This is a genomic window from Campylobacter sp. BCW_4341, assembly GCF_001764255.1.
GTDB lineage: Bacteria > Campylobacterota > Campylobacteria > Campylobacterales > Campylobacteraceae > Campylobacter_D > Campylobacter_D jejuni.
Map to the genome: position 1 here is coordinate 95957 of NZ_MKAH01000045.1, position 12334 is coordinate 108290.

Here is a 12334-nt window from a genome sequence, read left to right on the forward strand (position 1 = left end):
AAAACTTTTTTTTGTAAAGCATACATTGTATTACTTGACAATACAAAAATAATTTTATATAATTTTGTAATTCTTAAGAATACAAAAAATTACAAAAGGATACCAATGAGTCAAGAAGAAAAGTTTTTAGAATGTTTAGCAAAAGCGACTAAAGGAAAAAAGGATTTAAGCAATTTTGAAGTATTGGAATTTGCTTTCAGTATATTTTGTTGCCTTGATAATTATATTCAAAATAACAAGGCTAGAGATAAAAAAATTTTAAAATTATTAAAAGGAGATGAAAAATGAATTTAGAGCTGTTTAGAAAAGATGAAAACAAAGAAATAAGCTTAACTTCTTTAGAGATAGCAGAGCTTACAGGAAAAGAACACAGAAATGTTACAAGAGATATAGAAACTTACTTAGAAAAAGTGGTTGAAGGGGGTGTCTTCAAATTTGAGCATACCTACCAAAACCCACAAAATAAGCAGTTTTACAAGTATTATCGCTTACCAAAAAGAGAAGTGCTAATTTTAGTGAGTGGATATAGTGTAGAACTAAGAGCAAAGATAATTGATAGATTAGAATACTTAGAAAATGAGCTTAAAAAACAAAGTTATAAACCGCTTTCATTAAAAGAAAGTTTGCAAATGCAATTAGAACTTTTAGAGAGAAATGAAAAGCTTCAAATAGAAAATCAAAGCCTAAAAAACGAAGCCGAACAAAACGCACCACTTATTCACTTTGCAAATCGTATAAAAGATACTAATGATGCTATTTTAATAAGAGATTTCGCAAAAATACTTTATGAAAAAAATAAAATTGAAATCGGAGAAAAAAGACTTTTTGCTTTTTTAAGGGATAATGGCTTTTTAATGAGTGATAATAAGCCTTATCAAAAATGCATAGAACAAGGGCTTTTTAAAGTAAGTGAAACAACTATCAGCACAATAAATGGAGATAGATTAGTAAGCACAACGAAAATCACAGGCAAAGGACAAATTAAAATCGCAAATTTATTATTAGAAGGAATTAATCATGCAGTATAAAATAATCGACTTAGAACAAGGTAGCCATGAATGGTTAAATTTTAGAAAAGGAAAAATAGGTGCATCGATGGTAGCATCTTGCGTAGGTATCAAAGGTGCTTTTAATTCCAAAGAAGAAGCAAGAGATATCATCTTGGGACTTAAAGAAGTCTATCAAAACGAAGCTATGAAAAAAGGCAATAATTATGAAGCTTTGATTAGAGCTAGAGTTGAGTTTTTACATTCTGTGAGTATCACTCCTATAGTTTTACAAAGTTTAGAAAATGAAATGTTTATTGCAAGTTTAGATGGCATCGATAAAAACGGCGTTATTTATGAGTTTAAATATTCGCAAGATGAGTATGATTTTATCAAAAGAAATAAAAAGCCAAGCGATAAATACTACGCCCAAGTTCAATTTCAACTCTATATCAGTGGTAAAGAAAAATGCATTTTTGTAGCCATGAATAAAGAAGAAGAGATTGTAGAGTGCGAAGTTTTAAAAGATGAAGCTTATCAAAAATGGTTAGTTAAAAATATAAAGCAATTTATATTAGATTATATCATAGATCAAAAAAGTGAATATAAAGAGCTTAAAGATACTAAAGCAAAAAATCTAACGATTGAAATCATAAGGCTTGAAAACACGATTAAACCTATTAAAGAAAAGCTAGAAAGTCTTAAAAAAGAACTCATAGCCTTAGCAAATGGAGAAAAAGCAAGATGTTTAGATATTACAATTTATCCGCAAAGTAGAACTACAATTGATTATAAGGGCTTTTTAGAGCAAAAAAATATTACTGTGCCTAAAGAGTTTTATAAAGAAAGTACTTCAATGTGTTTAAAAATCAAAAAAGGAGCATAAAATGAGTAATGAAGTTGTATTAAAAGAAGAAAATAAATTAGAAATAAATTTTAATCCTTATGAGTTGGCTTTGGTAAAAGGTGATTTATCAAAGCTTAGTGATGTAGAACGAGCGAGTTATGTTAAAAATCTTTGTGAAAGTTTAGGCTTAAACATGCTTACAAAGCCTTTTGAATACATAGTATTAAATGGCAAACTTACTTTATACGCAAACAAATCAGCAACAGATCAACTAAGACAAATAAGAAAAGTAAGTATTACAAAAACAGAAGTGGCACAAGTTGGCGATATCTATATGGTTACAGCCTACGCAGCAACACCAGATGGAAGAACTGATTGCGATACAGGTGCTTTAAATATTAAAAATTTAGGTGGCGATAATTTAGCGAACGCAATAATGAAAACTATCACAAAAGCAAAAAGGCGTGTAACCTTAAGTATTTGCGGACTTGGAATGCTTGATGAGAGTGAATTAGAAACGATAAAAGAAAAGCGATTTTTAAATCCAAATGAAGATTTAAAAGTTTGGGGTAGTGATGAAAAAGCTATAGAAAATAAAGCAAAAGAATTAAAAGCTTTAGGTGCTGAACTTAGAAAATTTATGAGTGATAATGGTTTAAACACCCAAGAGCAAAACAATTTTATAAAAAAACATTCTTTATTTACAAGTGAAAAAATACAAGAAGTTCTAAGTAATAAAGATGAATTTTTAACACAATTAAAAGGAGAATTATAATGCTACCAGCATTTAAGGCAAGTTTTGAAGTGGCAAATTATGCGCCAAGCGTAGAGTATTTAAGTGAAGGTGGGATTTATAGCGGAGTTTTCCGCAAAGCCTTTTTATATGATAAATTGGCAAGTGATGGAAGCAATAATACTTTTATTTGTTTTGAATTTTTAACCAGAAAAGAGCAAAAACTAGCTATTTTTAATCTTTTTGTAGCTAAAAATAACGATTTTAGCTATATCAATAAAAATGGAGAAAAAGAAAATTATTTAGGATTTAGACAATTAAACGCTATTATGAAATTCTTTGGAATTGATGAACTTGATTTTAGCGAAAAGGGAAATGAGAATGTTTTTGGAGTGCAGACTGAAGTTATTTATCTAAATTCTTTAGTTAATAAACTTTTAGTTTTAGGTTTTGGAACAGAAGAATATTTAAGTAAAAATGGAGAGCTTGCTAACAAAATCTTTCTTGATAGAATTTTTAATGAAAAAATGCAAAACATGGATGAGTTTCAAAATAATAAAAAGCCTTTATCTATAAAATCTTTTAAAGCAAGGCATAAATCTTTAAATAACGACAATAATAAATCATTTATTCCAAAAGAAAATCAGAGTTACAATCCTTATGGAAATGAAGTAAAAAACAATAACAATGAAAAATATATCGAAATAGGAGATGATGATGAAAGTTTGCCGTTCTAATTATCTTGAAATTGTAAAAATCATACCATTTAGTGAAAGAAGAACTTGTTTTTGCGAATTTGCTAAACAAAATGAAATAAAAATCGAAAAAATAAATTATAAAAATCACATAAGCAAAAAAGAACTCAGAAAGGCTTACAAAATTTACAAAAGTAAGTCAAGCGGAAGAAATTTCTTTCATGAAAAAAAGCTTATTGTTAAAGCTTTTGAAGATGTTGAAAAATTTTTAAGGAGTTAGAATGAAACCAAATTTATATAACGACCATTTTCAAAATTTTAAAAGATATAATATACCAAAAGCACAGCTTGTAATAGCTGATATTCCTTATAATTTAGGCAACAATGCTTATGCTTCATCTCCTGAATGGTATATAAATGGGGATAATAAAAATGGAGAAAGCAAAAAAGCAAACAAAGCATTTTTTGACACAGATAATGATTTTAGAGTTAGCGAATTTATGCACTTTTGCTCTAAAATGCTTATAAAAGAACCTAAAGAATGCGGTAAAAGTCCTTGCATGATTGTTTTTTGCTCTTTTGAGCAACAAGCAATGTTAATTGAAGTAGCTAAAAAATATGGCTTTAATCATTATATAAATTTGGTTTTTAGAAAACAAAGCTCATCTCAAGTTTTAAAAGCAAATATGAAAATAGTTGGAAATTGTGAATATGCTTTAATCTTATATCGTGAAAAACTTCCAAAATTTAACAATGATGGAAAGATGATTTATAACTGCATGGATTGGCAAAAAGATGAAGGCATTCCTAAAGTGCATCCCACACAAAAGCCTGTTAAATTACTAGAAAGATTAATCACTATTTTTACAGATGCAGGTGATGTTGTTATAGATCCATGTGCTGGAAGCGGAAGTACTCTTTTAGCAGCTTGTAATTTAAACCGCAAAGCTTATGGCTTTGAGATTAAAAAAGACTTTTTTAAAAGTGCTAATGAAATTATGTTTAAACATATAGAAAGAAGTCTATTTGCTTAAGTAAAATTTTGATAAAATAAAATAAAGGAGAATTAATGCAAAATTTCAAAGCTTTTAAGCTTATTTCAAAACGTATTATAAAAACACTTTTAAATGATTTTCCAAATCAAAGCATACTTTTTTCAGATGACTTTAACAAAGATTGTAAAGAATATAAAATAGACTTTAGCTCTTGTATTCATTTTCTAAAAGAATGCAAAGTTTTAAAATACGACAAAGAAAACAATAGCGATTTTTCAGGAGTTTTAATCAGTCCTAAAGCTTATTTATACTTTTCTAAAAATGATTTTAATGATATTGATGATCTGATTGAATTTTGTATGAGATAAAGGATTAAAATGCAAGAAGAAACAATTACTTACGCAAGAGGTCGTTTAACTGAGCTTAAAGATAAAAAAGATGAGCTTCAAAGACTTATCAAAGATAGTAAAAATCTAGCAATTAAAAATATACAAAATGATGATTTAAAAGGTGCTAGACTTTATATTGATAAACTAGAGCTTTATTTTGATGAACTTTTAAAGACAAATACGGATTTAAATTTGCTTTGCAATAAATGGGGATTTAAATGAGTGAAAATATTGAGCTTTTTGAAAGCTATACGGCAAAAACTTTGGGAGAACTTTATAGTACCTTTCCTATTCCAAGCGATTTTAACTTTTTTGATTTTATCCCAAAACTAGAATATGAAGAGTTTTTAACACATCAATTAAACGCTTATCATACGATAAATTACCTAAAAAATAATCATTTTTTGGATTTTGAGAGTATGGATTTAGAAAGCGGAAAAGTTAAAAAAGCTATTTTAAAACCGAAAGCCTTAGAGCTTTTAAAACAAGATGGCTTAGGGGTTCAACTTAAAAAAGCTTTAAGTACAGGAAGAGATGAGCTTATAAGAAGTATTGTAAATAGGGCTTTAGAAATGAGCCTTAAATTTATGTTTTAAATAAAGGAGAATTAATGGAAAACTTAGAAAAATATAGAAAAGAAATATTTAAAGATGAAACTTTAGCAGGTGATGAAGGAATTGTAAAGGAGGTATTATGGGAGATGCAATTGAAAATGTAAATATAAGATTTACCATACAAAAAGATAATCCAATAGATATTAAAACTTTATCTAACGCACTATTGGCATTAAACAATTCTATAGATGAGTATATTTATATAACTCAAGGAACTAGCGGTATTAAAACAACTTTAAAATCAGTAGAAAAAGGAAGTGATGTTTTTAATCTTGTTGTATGTGGTGCTCTTATGTTTGGAGAATTGCTACCAAATATAAATGCTTATTTTGAATTCTTTAACAATATTAAAAATATAGGTAAAAAAAGTGTAGAAGAGATTAAAGAAGATAAAACATTAACTAAGAGTAATCTTGACAACTTAGAAAGCATTTTAGCCTTAGCAGAGCAAAAAGATTTAAATCTTAGTATTACTTTTAATGATTATAAAGATTGCATTATTATTAATCAAGAAAACAAAGACGCTTATAAACAAGGCATAGCCACAGCAAAACAAATCAAAAACTATGAAGACAAAGAACAAAAACACTTCCAAAATGTTTTAATAAGAATGAAAGAAGTTAAAGATAGCGAACGCATAGTAAAAGATAAGGCTATATGTGATGATATTGTTCCAAATAAAGCAATAAGCACTGAAATAGTAGATAAAGAAGCAAAAGATCTTATCAATAAAAATCCATTCGATAATTACTACTTAGTAGATTTATCAGTGCATAAAATAGATGGCTTAGTTAAGCTTTATCGTATTACAGCATTACATAGTATTATACCAAAAGATATAAAGGAGTAATATGACAGAAGAGAAAGAAAACATCGTTAAAAAGGTTTGCAAAGAGTTAAATATCACGCAAAAGGAGTTAAGCGAGATTTTGGGGGTGCATCTTACTACTATTCAAAAATGGGTAGCTAATGATAATGATTTGCCTTTACAAGCTAAAAAATCTTTAAATTTAGTATTAGAAAATCATCATTTAAAAACAAGACTTAAAATGCTTGATGAGTTTGTAAGACTATTTAAAGAGCTTCAAAAATAAGCATTTAAAGGTGTAAAGAAATTCTTTATACCTTTAAAATACAGAAAATTTATGTATTTATTTTTAAAAAATATATATATTTTCTATAAAATATATTGACTTTTATATAATATTTATGTATAATTACTCTAAGAATACAGAATAATTCTGTAATGTTCTTTTAAAGTAAGAGTGTTTTAAGTTAGTTTTGTTAAAATTTGACTATGTTAGAGTTACTTAAGAACATAGGACTTGGCTTATTTGTCAATGGTAATTATGCTTTACTTAGTGGCAACATCACACTAAATAACATTTATATAGTGTTTGGCAGTGTGGCACTTATGGCACTTAGTATTTATGCAGATAGAAAGGAGAAAAAATGAGCGGTGAATATATAATCAGCGGATTTTTAACTATTTGTCTTATTATTGCTTCTTATGAGGCTTACAAAGCTTATAAAAAGGTAAAAAAACAACACTAAACTTACAAACACTCTTGCTTTTAAATTAAAAAGCAGGAGTAATTATGCAAACTTTAACCCAAAAAACAATTTTTTTAAATACAGAAGTTGCAATATCTTATGAAACTTCAAAACAAAACATAAATAGCACTAAAAACTATCACGCCGATGAACTCATAGAAAATATACACTATTTCTATGATTATGAGCAAACCAAAGGCGGAAGGCAAAGAGTAATCAAATGGACCTTAGAAGGTGTTTATATGCTAGGCTTTTTTATAAAAAGTCCTAAGGCTAAAGAATACCGCAAAAAAGTAGCTAAGCTTTTAAGAGAGCAAACACAGGCTAGATTTAAAACCCTAAGCGATGAAAATCTAAGGCTTAATTCTTTAAATCATCATCAAAAGATAGGTTATAAATCACAGCTTAAACAACAAAAGGAGAAATATGAAAACAAAATTAAAGCCTTACAATACGACTTAGAACACAAGAATGAACTAAGCTTTAAAAGAAAGCTTAGCAAGGAAGAATTACTAGAGCTTAGAAAAATACTAGCTAAGGATTATAATATGCTTTGCTTTAAAGAGTGGGAATTTGAATTTTTGGCTGAAAAAATAGCATTAGAAAGTACAAAAATGACAACTTGGGATGCTGTTGTTAAGAAGCTAAAACAAACTCTTGATTATTGGCAAAATTATGATGAATACGAAGAAAAATGGAAAAAAATATTAAGGAGATGAGATGGGAATTTTAAAAAGACTTGATGAAACTATCATTATCAAAGATGATAGAAAAAATGAAAAAGAATTAGTTGAGTATTGCATTTTAGAAGGTATTTCTTTAAATGATGCAAACTTAGAAAATCTAAATTTAAGTGGTTTGGATTTTGATAATGTATTTATAAATGGTGCTAGTTTTAAAAACGCTAATTTAAATGATATTTCAAGCAAGAATGCATCTTTTATAGATTGCGATTTTAGTGGAGCAAGTTTTAATTTTTGTAATTTTCTAAGAACAGAATTTGAAAATTGTATATTTGAAAATGTAGATCTTAGGGACTGTATAGGAGATATGAAAAATATCTTTAGTGTTGTCGTTGATACCTATGTTATGACTTTTACAAAAACTATGATGAATTTAGGTTGTGATACTAAAACAATAAAAGAATGGCGTAATTTAAGCGTTGATGATTTAGAAGATGAAGAACAGAAATGGCTTTGGAGTTATTACAAGGATACTATTTTTGAAATTATAGATAAAAGATTAGGAGTTGAAAATGGTTAAAAAATATTTTAGAGAAAAAGAATTGAGCGAATATTTAGGAGTTAGTATAACATCATTATTTAAGTTAAGACAAGATGGTAAAATACCTTACATTCGCATAGGAAAATCCATAAGATATGAAATAAAAGAAATAGAAAAATGGCTTAAAGCTAAGAGACATTAAAAGCAAAACTCACAAAGAGAGTTTAAGTAATTTCCATACCATTGCATAAGTTTTGCTCTTAAATCAATTGCCTTGGCTCTGTTGTAAGCCCTTTCTATTTCATTGCCGCTTATATGATGTAATATCATTTCTGCTATATCTTTACTAATACCTTGCTGAATTAACTCATTGCTTTTATTAGTATAAACACTTCTAAAAGTAGAACGATATCCATGTATAGTGTGCTCTAAATTATAAAATTTAAAAAATCTTACAGCAAAATTCTCGCTAATAGTTCCATTATTATTAGCGAAAATATACTTTTTATCTCCATTTAAAATTCTTTGCATATCTAGTATCTTTAAAGCATATTTATTTAAAGGGATAATATTATCACCATTAGATCTTACTTTCATTTCATCTGCTTTTATAATCCAAAGATTGTTTTCAAAGTCAATATCACTCCATTTAGCAAATCGAATATTTTTACTTCTTTGTGCTGTTAACAGCGTAAAATAAATTGCATTAATTATAGTTGTATTTGTCCGTGGATGATTTTTATATTCTTTCATACATTCTAACATATTTTTTATTTCTTGTTCTTCTACTATAGCTTTAAAATGTTTAACTTTATTATGATTTGCTTCATTGTAAAATTTCTTTAAATCTTTCAATTGAAGTATTATATCTGTTTTTAAATCGCCTCTTTGTCTACTAATCTCAAATATCCTACATAGCAAAGATATATTTTTCTTTATTGTTTCGTATATTCCTTTTTTCTGCATTAAATCATAAATAGGTAGAAAATCATCTTTTTTCAATTCATTTATATCTTTTTGTCCCAAAGTGGGAACAATATATTTTTTAAAAATTGACTGTTCTTTTTTGATTGTAGCTGAATTTAATTTTTTAGATTTTATATCAACATAAAGAAAATTTGCTTTTTCAAGTGTCATAACCTTATCATTTTTGCCGATAAATTTTCCATCATACATTGATTTTAAGAGCTCTTTTGCCTTTTCTCTTGCATTTGTAACATTTAAAACACCTTTTTGGCATTCCCCTATTGTTATAAAATTTTTAAATTTTGAAGCTCTTAAATAAAAAACTTTTTTACCCGTTGGATTAACTCGGACATATAATTCTTTTGGTTCTCCTACGCTAATCATATACCTTTTATCTTTTATTTCTAAATTATCTATATCTTTTTGAGTTAGCATTAAAAAAACCTTTTTTTAGTATTTTTGTAGCCAGAATTAGCTTTTTTACTTTGGCTACATAAATGGCTACAGAATTATAAGAAAAAATAGAAAAAATTTCAATCATAATGAAAAATTTTAATGTAGAAAAGTTGTTAAAATAGTGTATTTTGTGTCTTAATATTACTTAATGAATTACTACTTGGTGTCCACGGCGAGATTCGAACTCACGGCCTCAAAATTAGGAATTTTGCGCTCTATCCTGCTGAGCTACGAGGACAGAAAGCGGGAAAAATCCCGCTAAAAATTTAACCGTTTCTTTTTTTGATGATTTCATCCGCAACATTTTTAGGAACTTCATCATAGTGATCAAATTCCATAGAATAAGTCGCACGACCTTGAGTTTGACTTCTAAGATCAGTTGAATAACCAAACATTTCAGCCAAAGGACAAAATGCTGTGATGATTTTATTTCCACCACGCTCATCCATGCTATTTACTTGACCACGACGTTTGTTAAGATCGCCAATAACATCACCCATGTAATCTTCAGGAGTTTCTACTTCGACTTTCATCATAGGCTCTAAGATCACAGCGCCTGCTTTTCTAGCACCTTCTTTAAAGCCCATAGAAGCAGCAAGTTTAAACGCCATCTCAGATGAATCCACTTCGTGATAACTTCCATCATAAACAGTTACTTTAACATCTTCTACAGGATAACCTGCTAAAACACCATTTTGTAATGCTTCTTGAACACCTTTATCAACTGCAGGAATGTATTCTTTTGGAATCACCCCACCTTTGATATCATTAACAAATTCATATCCACTACCTGGCTCAAGTGGTTCAAGGCGTAAGAATACATGTCCATACTGACCACGACCACCTGATTGTTTAGCGTATTTGTATTCTTGTTCAACAGCTTTTCTAATAGTTTCACGATAAGCAACTTGTGGTTGACCTACTTCAGCTTCAACTTTAAATTCACGAAGCATTCTATCAACGATAATTTCAAGGTGTAACTCACCCATACCTGAAATAATAGTTTGACCACTTTCTTCATCTGTAGAAACTCTAAAACTTGGATCTTCTTGTGCTAATTTATTTAAAGCAATAGACATTTTTTCTTGATCAGCTTTAGTTTTTGGCTCAACTGCAACAGAAATAACTGGATCTGGAAAATCCATTCTTTCAAGGATTACCTTATCTTTTTCACTTGCAAGAGTATCCCCTGTTAAAGTATCTTTAAGTCCTACAACAGCACCAATTTCTCCTGCGTAAAGCACTTTAATCTCTTCTCTTTTGTTAGAGTGCATTTTTAACAAACGACCAATTCTTTCTTTTTTATCTTTAGTTGAGTTATAAGCATAAGAACCGCTTTCTAAACAACCGCGATAAACACGCACGAAAGTAAGTTGTCCTACAAATGGATCTGTCATGATTTTAAATGCAAGTCCTGCAAACTCGCCATCATCGGTTGATTTTACAGAAACTTCTGTGCCATCTTCATATTCACCCTTGATATTTGCCACTTCATCAGGAGCTGGTAAATAAGCCACAACAGCATCAAGTAAAGGCTGAACCCCTTTATTTTTAAACGCTGTACCGCAAAGCATAGGAACGATAGAAAGACTTAAACATCCTGCTTTAATCCCTGTTTTAATCTCTTCAAGGCTTAATTCTTCTCCGCCTAAATATTTTTCCATCAACTCATCTGAAGTTTCAGAAACTGCTTCTATCATTTTTGTACGATATTCTTCTGCCTTTTCTTTAAGTTCAGCTGGAATTTCTTTTTCTACATAATCAGTTGGCTTAGTATCATCTTCCCAAACTAAAGCTTTCATAGTTACAAGATCGATTACGCCTTTAAAATTATCCTCAGCACCAATTGGAATTTGAAGTGGAACTGGATTAGCTTTTAAACGGTTGCGAATTTGATCTTCTACATTGTAAAAATTTGCACCGATTCTATCCATTTTGTTTACAAATACTATTCTTGGAACACCGTATTTATTTGCTTGTCTCCAAACTGTTTCACTTTGAGGTTGCACCCCACCCACTGAACAAAATACCGCAACAGCACCATCAAGAACACGCATAGATCTTTCAACTTCAATTGTAAAATCAACGTGGCCTGGAGTGTCAATAAGGTTGATTTGATGGTCTTTCCAAAAACAAGTTGTAGCCGCAGAAGTGATAGTAATCCCACGCTCTTTCTCTTGTTCCATCCAGTCCATAGTTGCAGCACCATCATGAACTTCACCGATTTTATGACTCATGCCTGTAAAGAAAAGAATTCTTTCAGATGTAGTCGTTTTACCCGCATCGATGTGAGCAGCAATACCGATATTTCTAACTTTTTTTAAAGGAGTACTTCTTGACATACACACTCCTTCTTACCAACGATAGTGAGCAAATGCTTTATTTGCTTCAGCCATTTTATAAGTATCTTCTTTCTTCTTAAATGAAGCACCTTTGCTATTAGCAGCATCTAAAAGCTCAGCTGCAAGTTTATCAATCATAGTTCTTTCACTTCTTTTTCTTGCAAAAGAAATAATCCAACGAATCGCCAAAGCTTGTTGTCTAGCAGGGCGAACTTCTACTGGAACTTGATAGGTTGCACCACCTACACGACGAGATTTCACTTCTAATAAAGGCTTGATATTTTCAATCGCATCATTAAAAATATCAATACCTTTTTTCTCGCCACCTTTTTTATCAATAGCTTCTAAAGCACCATACATAATTGTTGTAGCTGTGCTTTTTTTACCATCATACATTAAAGAATTAATAAATTTTGTGATTACTTTATTACCATAAATCGGATCAGGCAAGACTTCTCTTACCGGAGCTTTTCTTCTTCTCATTATTTTTCCTTCAAATTTTAAATTTTACTCAAACAAAATCAAATCTAACG

At 29.4% G+C, this 12334-nt stretch carries 19 protein-coding genes and 1 tRNA gene; 16 read left to right on the plus strand and 4 right to left on the minus strand.

Going from position 1 to position 12334, the window contains the following annotated elements; all coding sequences use genetic code 11:
• Positions 1-105 precede the first annotated feature (105 nt).
• From AJN70_RS07080 to AJN70_RS07150, 16 genes are all read left to right on the plus strand, one after another.
• A complete protein-coding gene (locus AJN70_RS07080; RefSeq protein ID WP_002795990.1) occupies positions 106-288 on the plus strand; it encodes a hypothetical protein in 183 nt (60 codons plus the stop codon).
• Positions 285-1028 (plus strand): phage regulatory protein/antirepressor Ant, encoded by a 744-nt coding sequence (locus AJN70_RS07085; RefSeq protein WP_070210181.1) that lies wholly within the window; start codon positions 285-287, stop codon positions 1026-1028. Before AJN70_RS07080 ends, AJN70_RS07085 begins: the two co-directional genes overlap by 4 nt.
• Complete coding sequence (locus AJN70_RS07090; protein ID WP_070295643.1) at positions 1018-1872, plus strand: lambda-exonuclease family protein; 855 nt, start codon at positions 1018-1020, stop codon at positions 1870-1872. Before AJN70_RS07085 ends, AJN70_RS07090 begins: the two co-directional genes overlap by 11 nt.
• Position 1873: 1 nt before the next feature.
• Positions 1874-2608, plus strand: a complete 735-nt coding sequence (locus tag AJN70_RS07095) for a hypothetical protein (RefSeq protein WP_070295644.1) — start codon at positions 1874-1876, stop codon at positions 2606-2608.
• Positions 2608-3303, plus strand: a complete 696-nt coding sequence (locus AJN70_RS07100) for a hypothetical protein (protein ID WP_070295645.1) — start codon at positions 2608-2610, stop codon at positions 3301-3303. The genes AJN70_RS07095 and AJN70_RS07100 overlap by 1 nt, the downstream gene beginning before the upstream one ends.
• On the plus strand, positions 3284-3541 hold the full coding sequence (locus AJN70_RS07105) for a hypothetical protein (RefSeq protein ID WP_070295646.1): 258 nt from the start codon (positions 3284-3286) through the stop codon (positions 3539-3541). The genes AJN70_RS07100 and AJN70_RS07105 overlap by 20 nt, the downstream gene beginning before the upstream one ends.
• Before the next feature lies 1 nt (position 3542).
• A complete protein-coding gene (locus tag AJN70_RS07110; RefSeq protein ID WP_059119414.1) occupies positions 3543-4295 on the plus strand; it encodes a DNA-methyltransferase in 753 nt (250 codons plus the stop codon).
• Between the two features lie 35 nt (positions 4296-4330).
• The gene (locus AJN70_RS07115) at positions 4331-4624 is read left to right on the plus strand and encodes a hypothetical protein (protein WP_070240600.1); all 294 of its coding nucleotides are present in this window, start codon (positions 4331-4333) and stop codon (positions 4622-4624) included.
• A gap of 9 nt (positions 4625-4633) precedes the next feature.
• Entirely contained in the window at positions 4634-4867 is a 234-nt protein-coding gene (locus tag AJN70_RS07120; RefSeq protein WP_002782536.1) for a hypothetical protein, read from the plus strand.
• Positions 4864-5241 carry a hypothetical protein gene (locus AJN70_RS07125; RefSeq protein ID WP_044779916.1) on the plus strand — a complete coding sequence of 126 codons (378 nt, stop codon included), beginning with the start codon at positions 4864-4866 and terminating at the stop codon, positions 5239-5241. The genes AJN70_RS07120 and AJN70_RS07125 overlap by 4 nt, the downstream gene beginning before the upstream one ends.
• Before the next feature lie 97 nt (positions 5242-5338).
• Positions 5339-6109: a hypothetical protein gene (locus tag AJN70_RS07130; RefSeq protein WP_044779915.1), complete on the plus strand. Its 771-nt coding sequence runs from the start codon at positions 5339-5341 to the stop codon at positions 6107-6109.
• 1 nt (position 6110) lies between these two features.
• Positions 6111-6353 (plus strand): helix-turn-helix domain-containing protein, encoded by a 243-nt coding sequence (locus AJN70_RS07135; protein WP_044779914.1) that lies wholly within the window; start codon positions 6111-6113, stop codon positions 6351-6353.
• 203 nt (positions 6354-6556) lie between these two features.
• On the plus strand, positions 6557-6715 hold the full coding sequence (locus AJN70_RS09665) for a hypothetical protein (RefSeq protein ID WP_002880700.1): 159 nt from the start codon (positions 6557-6559) through the stop codon (positions 6713-6715).
• Positions 6716-6857: 142 nt separating this feature from the next.
• A complete protein-coding gene (locus tag AJN70_RS07140) occupies positions 6858-7532 on the plus strand; it encodes an antirepressor (protein ID WP_070233384.1) in 675 nt (224 codons plus the stop codon).
• A 1-nt stretch (position 7533) separates the two neighbouring features.
• Entirely contained in the window at positions 7534-8076 is a 543-nt protein-coding gene (locus AJN70_RS07145) for a pentapeptide repeat-containing protein (protein WP_070295647.1), read from the plus strand.
• The gene (locus AJN70_RS07150; protein ID WP_002864902.1) at positions 8069-8239 is read left to right on the plus strand and encodes a helix-turn-helix transcriptional regulator; all 171 of its coding nucleotides are present in this window, start codon (positions 8069-8071) and stop codon (positions 8237-8239) included. The genes AJN70_RS07145 and AJN70_RS07150 overlap by 8 nt, the downstream gene beginning before the upstream one ends.
• Here AJN70_RS07150 and AJN70_RS07155 read toward each other — a convergent pair.
• The 4 genes from AJN70_RS07155 to rpsG all read right to left on the minus strand — a co-directional run bounded on the left by AJN70_RS07155 (position 8236) and on the right by rpsG (position 12284).
• Positions 8236-9438, minus strand: coding sequence for a tyrosine-type recombinase/integrase (locus AJN70_RS07155; protein ID WP_070295648.1), 1203 nt, complete (start codon positions 9436-9438; stop codon positions 8236-8238). The two genes, AJN70_RS07150 and AJN70_RS07155, sit on opposite strands and share 4 nt — an antisense overlap.
• Before the next feature lie 182 nt (positions 9439-9620).
• Positions 9621-9697 (minus strand) — tRNA-Arg (locus AJN70_RS07160).
• A 28-nt stretch (positions 9698-9725) separates the two neighbouring features.
• Positions 9726-11801 (minus strand): elongation factor G, encoded by a 2076-nt coding sequence (gene fusA, locus AJN70_RS07165; protein ID WP_053872511.1) that lies wholly within the window; start codon positions 11799-11801, stop codon positions 9726-9728.
• Between the two features lie 12 nt (positions 11802-11813).
• Positions 11814-12284: a 30S ribosomal protein S7 gene (gene rpsG, locus AJN70_RS07170; RefSeq protein ID WP_002779471.1), complete on the minus strand. Its 471-nt coding sequence runs from the start codon at positions 12282-12284 to the stop codon at positions 11814-11816.
• Between the last annotated feature and the right edge of the window lie 50 nt (positions 12285-12334).

What these genes read in the sequence shown, in the direction of transcription:
- AJN70_RS07090 (WP_070295643.1), top strand. Translation starts at nt 1,018, where the DNA reads ATGCAGTATAAAATAATCGACTTAGAACAAGGTAGCCATGAATGGTTA.
- fusA (WP_053872511.1), bottom strand. Translation starts at nt 11,801, where the DNA reads ATGTCAAGAAGTACTCCTTTAAAAAAAGTTAGAAATATCGGTATTGCT.
- AJN70_RS07140 (WP_070233384.1), top strand. Translation starts at nt 6,858, where the DNA reads ATGCAAACTTTAACCCAAAAAACAATTTTTTTAAATACAGAAGTTGCA.
- AJN70_RS07110 (WP_059119414.1), top strand. Translation starts at nt 3,543, where the DNA reads ATGAAACCAAATTTATATAACGACCATTTTCAAAATTTTAAAAGATAT.
- AJN70_RS07135 (WP_044779914.1), top strand. Translation starts at nt 6,111, where the DNA reads ATGACAGAAGAGAAAGAAAACATCGTTAAAAAGGTTTGCAAAGAGTTA.
- AJN70_RS07120 (WP_002782536.1), top strand. Translation starts at nt 4,634, where the DNA reads ATGCAAGAAGAAACAATTACTTACGCAAGAGGTCGTTTAACTGAGCTT.
- rpsG (WP_002779471.1), bottom strand. Translation starts at nt 12,284, where the DNA reads ATGAGAAGAAGAAAAGCTCCGGTAAGAGAAGTCTTGCCTGATCCGATT.
- AJN70_RS07095 (WP_070295644.1), top strand. Translation starts at nt 1,874, where the DNA reads ATGAGTAATGAAGTTGTATTAAAAGAAGAAAATAAATTAGAAATAAAT.
- AJN70_RS07125 (WP_044779916.1), top strand. Translation starts at nt 4,864, where the DNA reads ATGAGTGAAAATATTGAGCTTTTTGAAAGCTATACGGCAAAAACTTTG.
- AJN70_RS07155 (WP_070295648.1), bottom strand. Translation starts at nt 9,438, where the DNA reads ATGCTAACTCAAAAAGATATAGATAATTTAGAAATAAAAGATAAAAGG.
- AJN70_RS07130 (WP_044779915.1), top strand. Translation starts at nt 5,339, where the DNA reads ATGGGAGATGCAATTGAAAATGTAAATATAAGATTTACCATACAAAAA.
- AJN70_RS07100 (WP_070295645.1), top strand. Translation starts at nt 2,608, where the DNA reads ATGCTACCAGCATTTAAGGCAAGTTTTGAAGTGGCAAATTATGCGCCA.
- AJN70_RS07085 (WP_070210181.1), top strand. Translation starts at nt 285, where the DNA reads ATGAATTTAGAGCTGTTTAGAAAAGATGAAAACAAAGAAATAAGCTTA.
- AJN70_RS07080 (WP_002795990.1), top strand. Translation starts at nt 106, where the DNA reads ATGAGTCAAGAAGAAAAGTTTTTAGAATGTTTAGCAAAAGCGACTAAA.
- AJN70_RS07150 (WP_002864902.1), top strand. Translation starts at nt 8,069, where the DNA reads ATGGTTAAAAAATATTTTAGAGAAAAAGAATTGAGCGAATATTTAGGA.
- AJN70_RS09665 (WP_002880700.1), top strand. Translation starts at nt 6,557, where the DNA reads ATGTTAGAGTTACTTAAGAACATAGGACTTGGCTTATTTGTCAATGGT.
- AJN70_RS07115 (WP_070240600.1), top strand. Translation starts at nt 4,331, where the DNA reads ATGCAAAATTTCAAAGCTTTTAAGCTTATTTCAAAACGTATTATAAAA.
- AJN70_RS07105 (WP_070295646.1), top strand. Translation starts at nt 3,284, where the DNA reads ATGAAAGTTTGCCGTTCTAATTATCTTGAAATTGTAAAAATCATACCA.
- AJN70_RS07145 (WP_070295647.1), top strand. Translation starts at nt 7,534, where the DNA reads ATGGGAATTTTAAAAAGACTTGATGAAACTATCATTATCAAAGATGAT.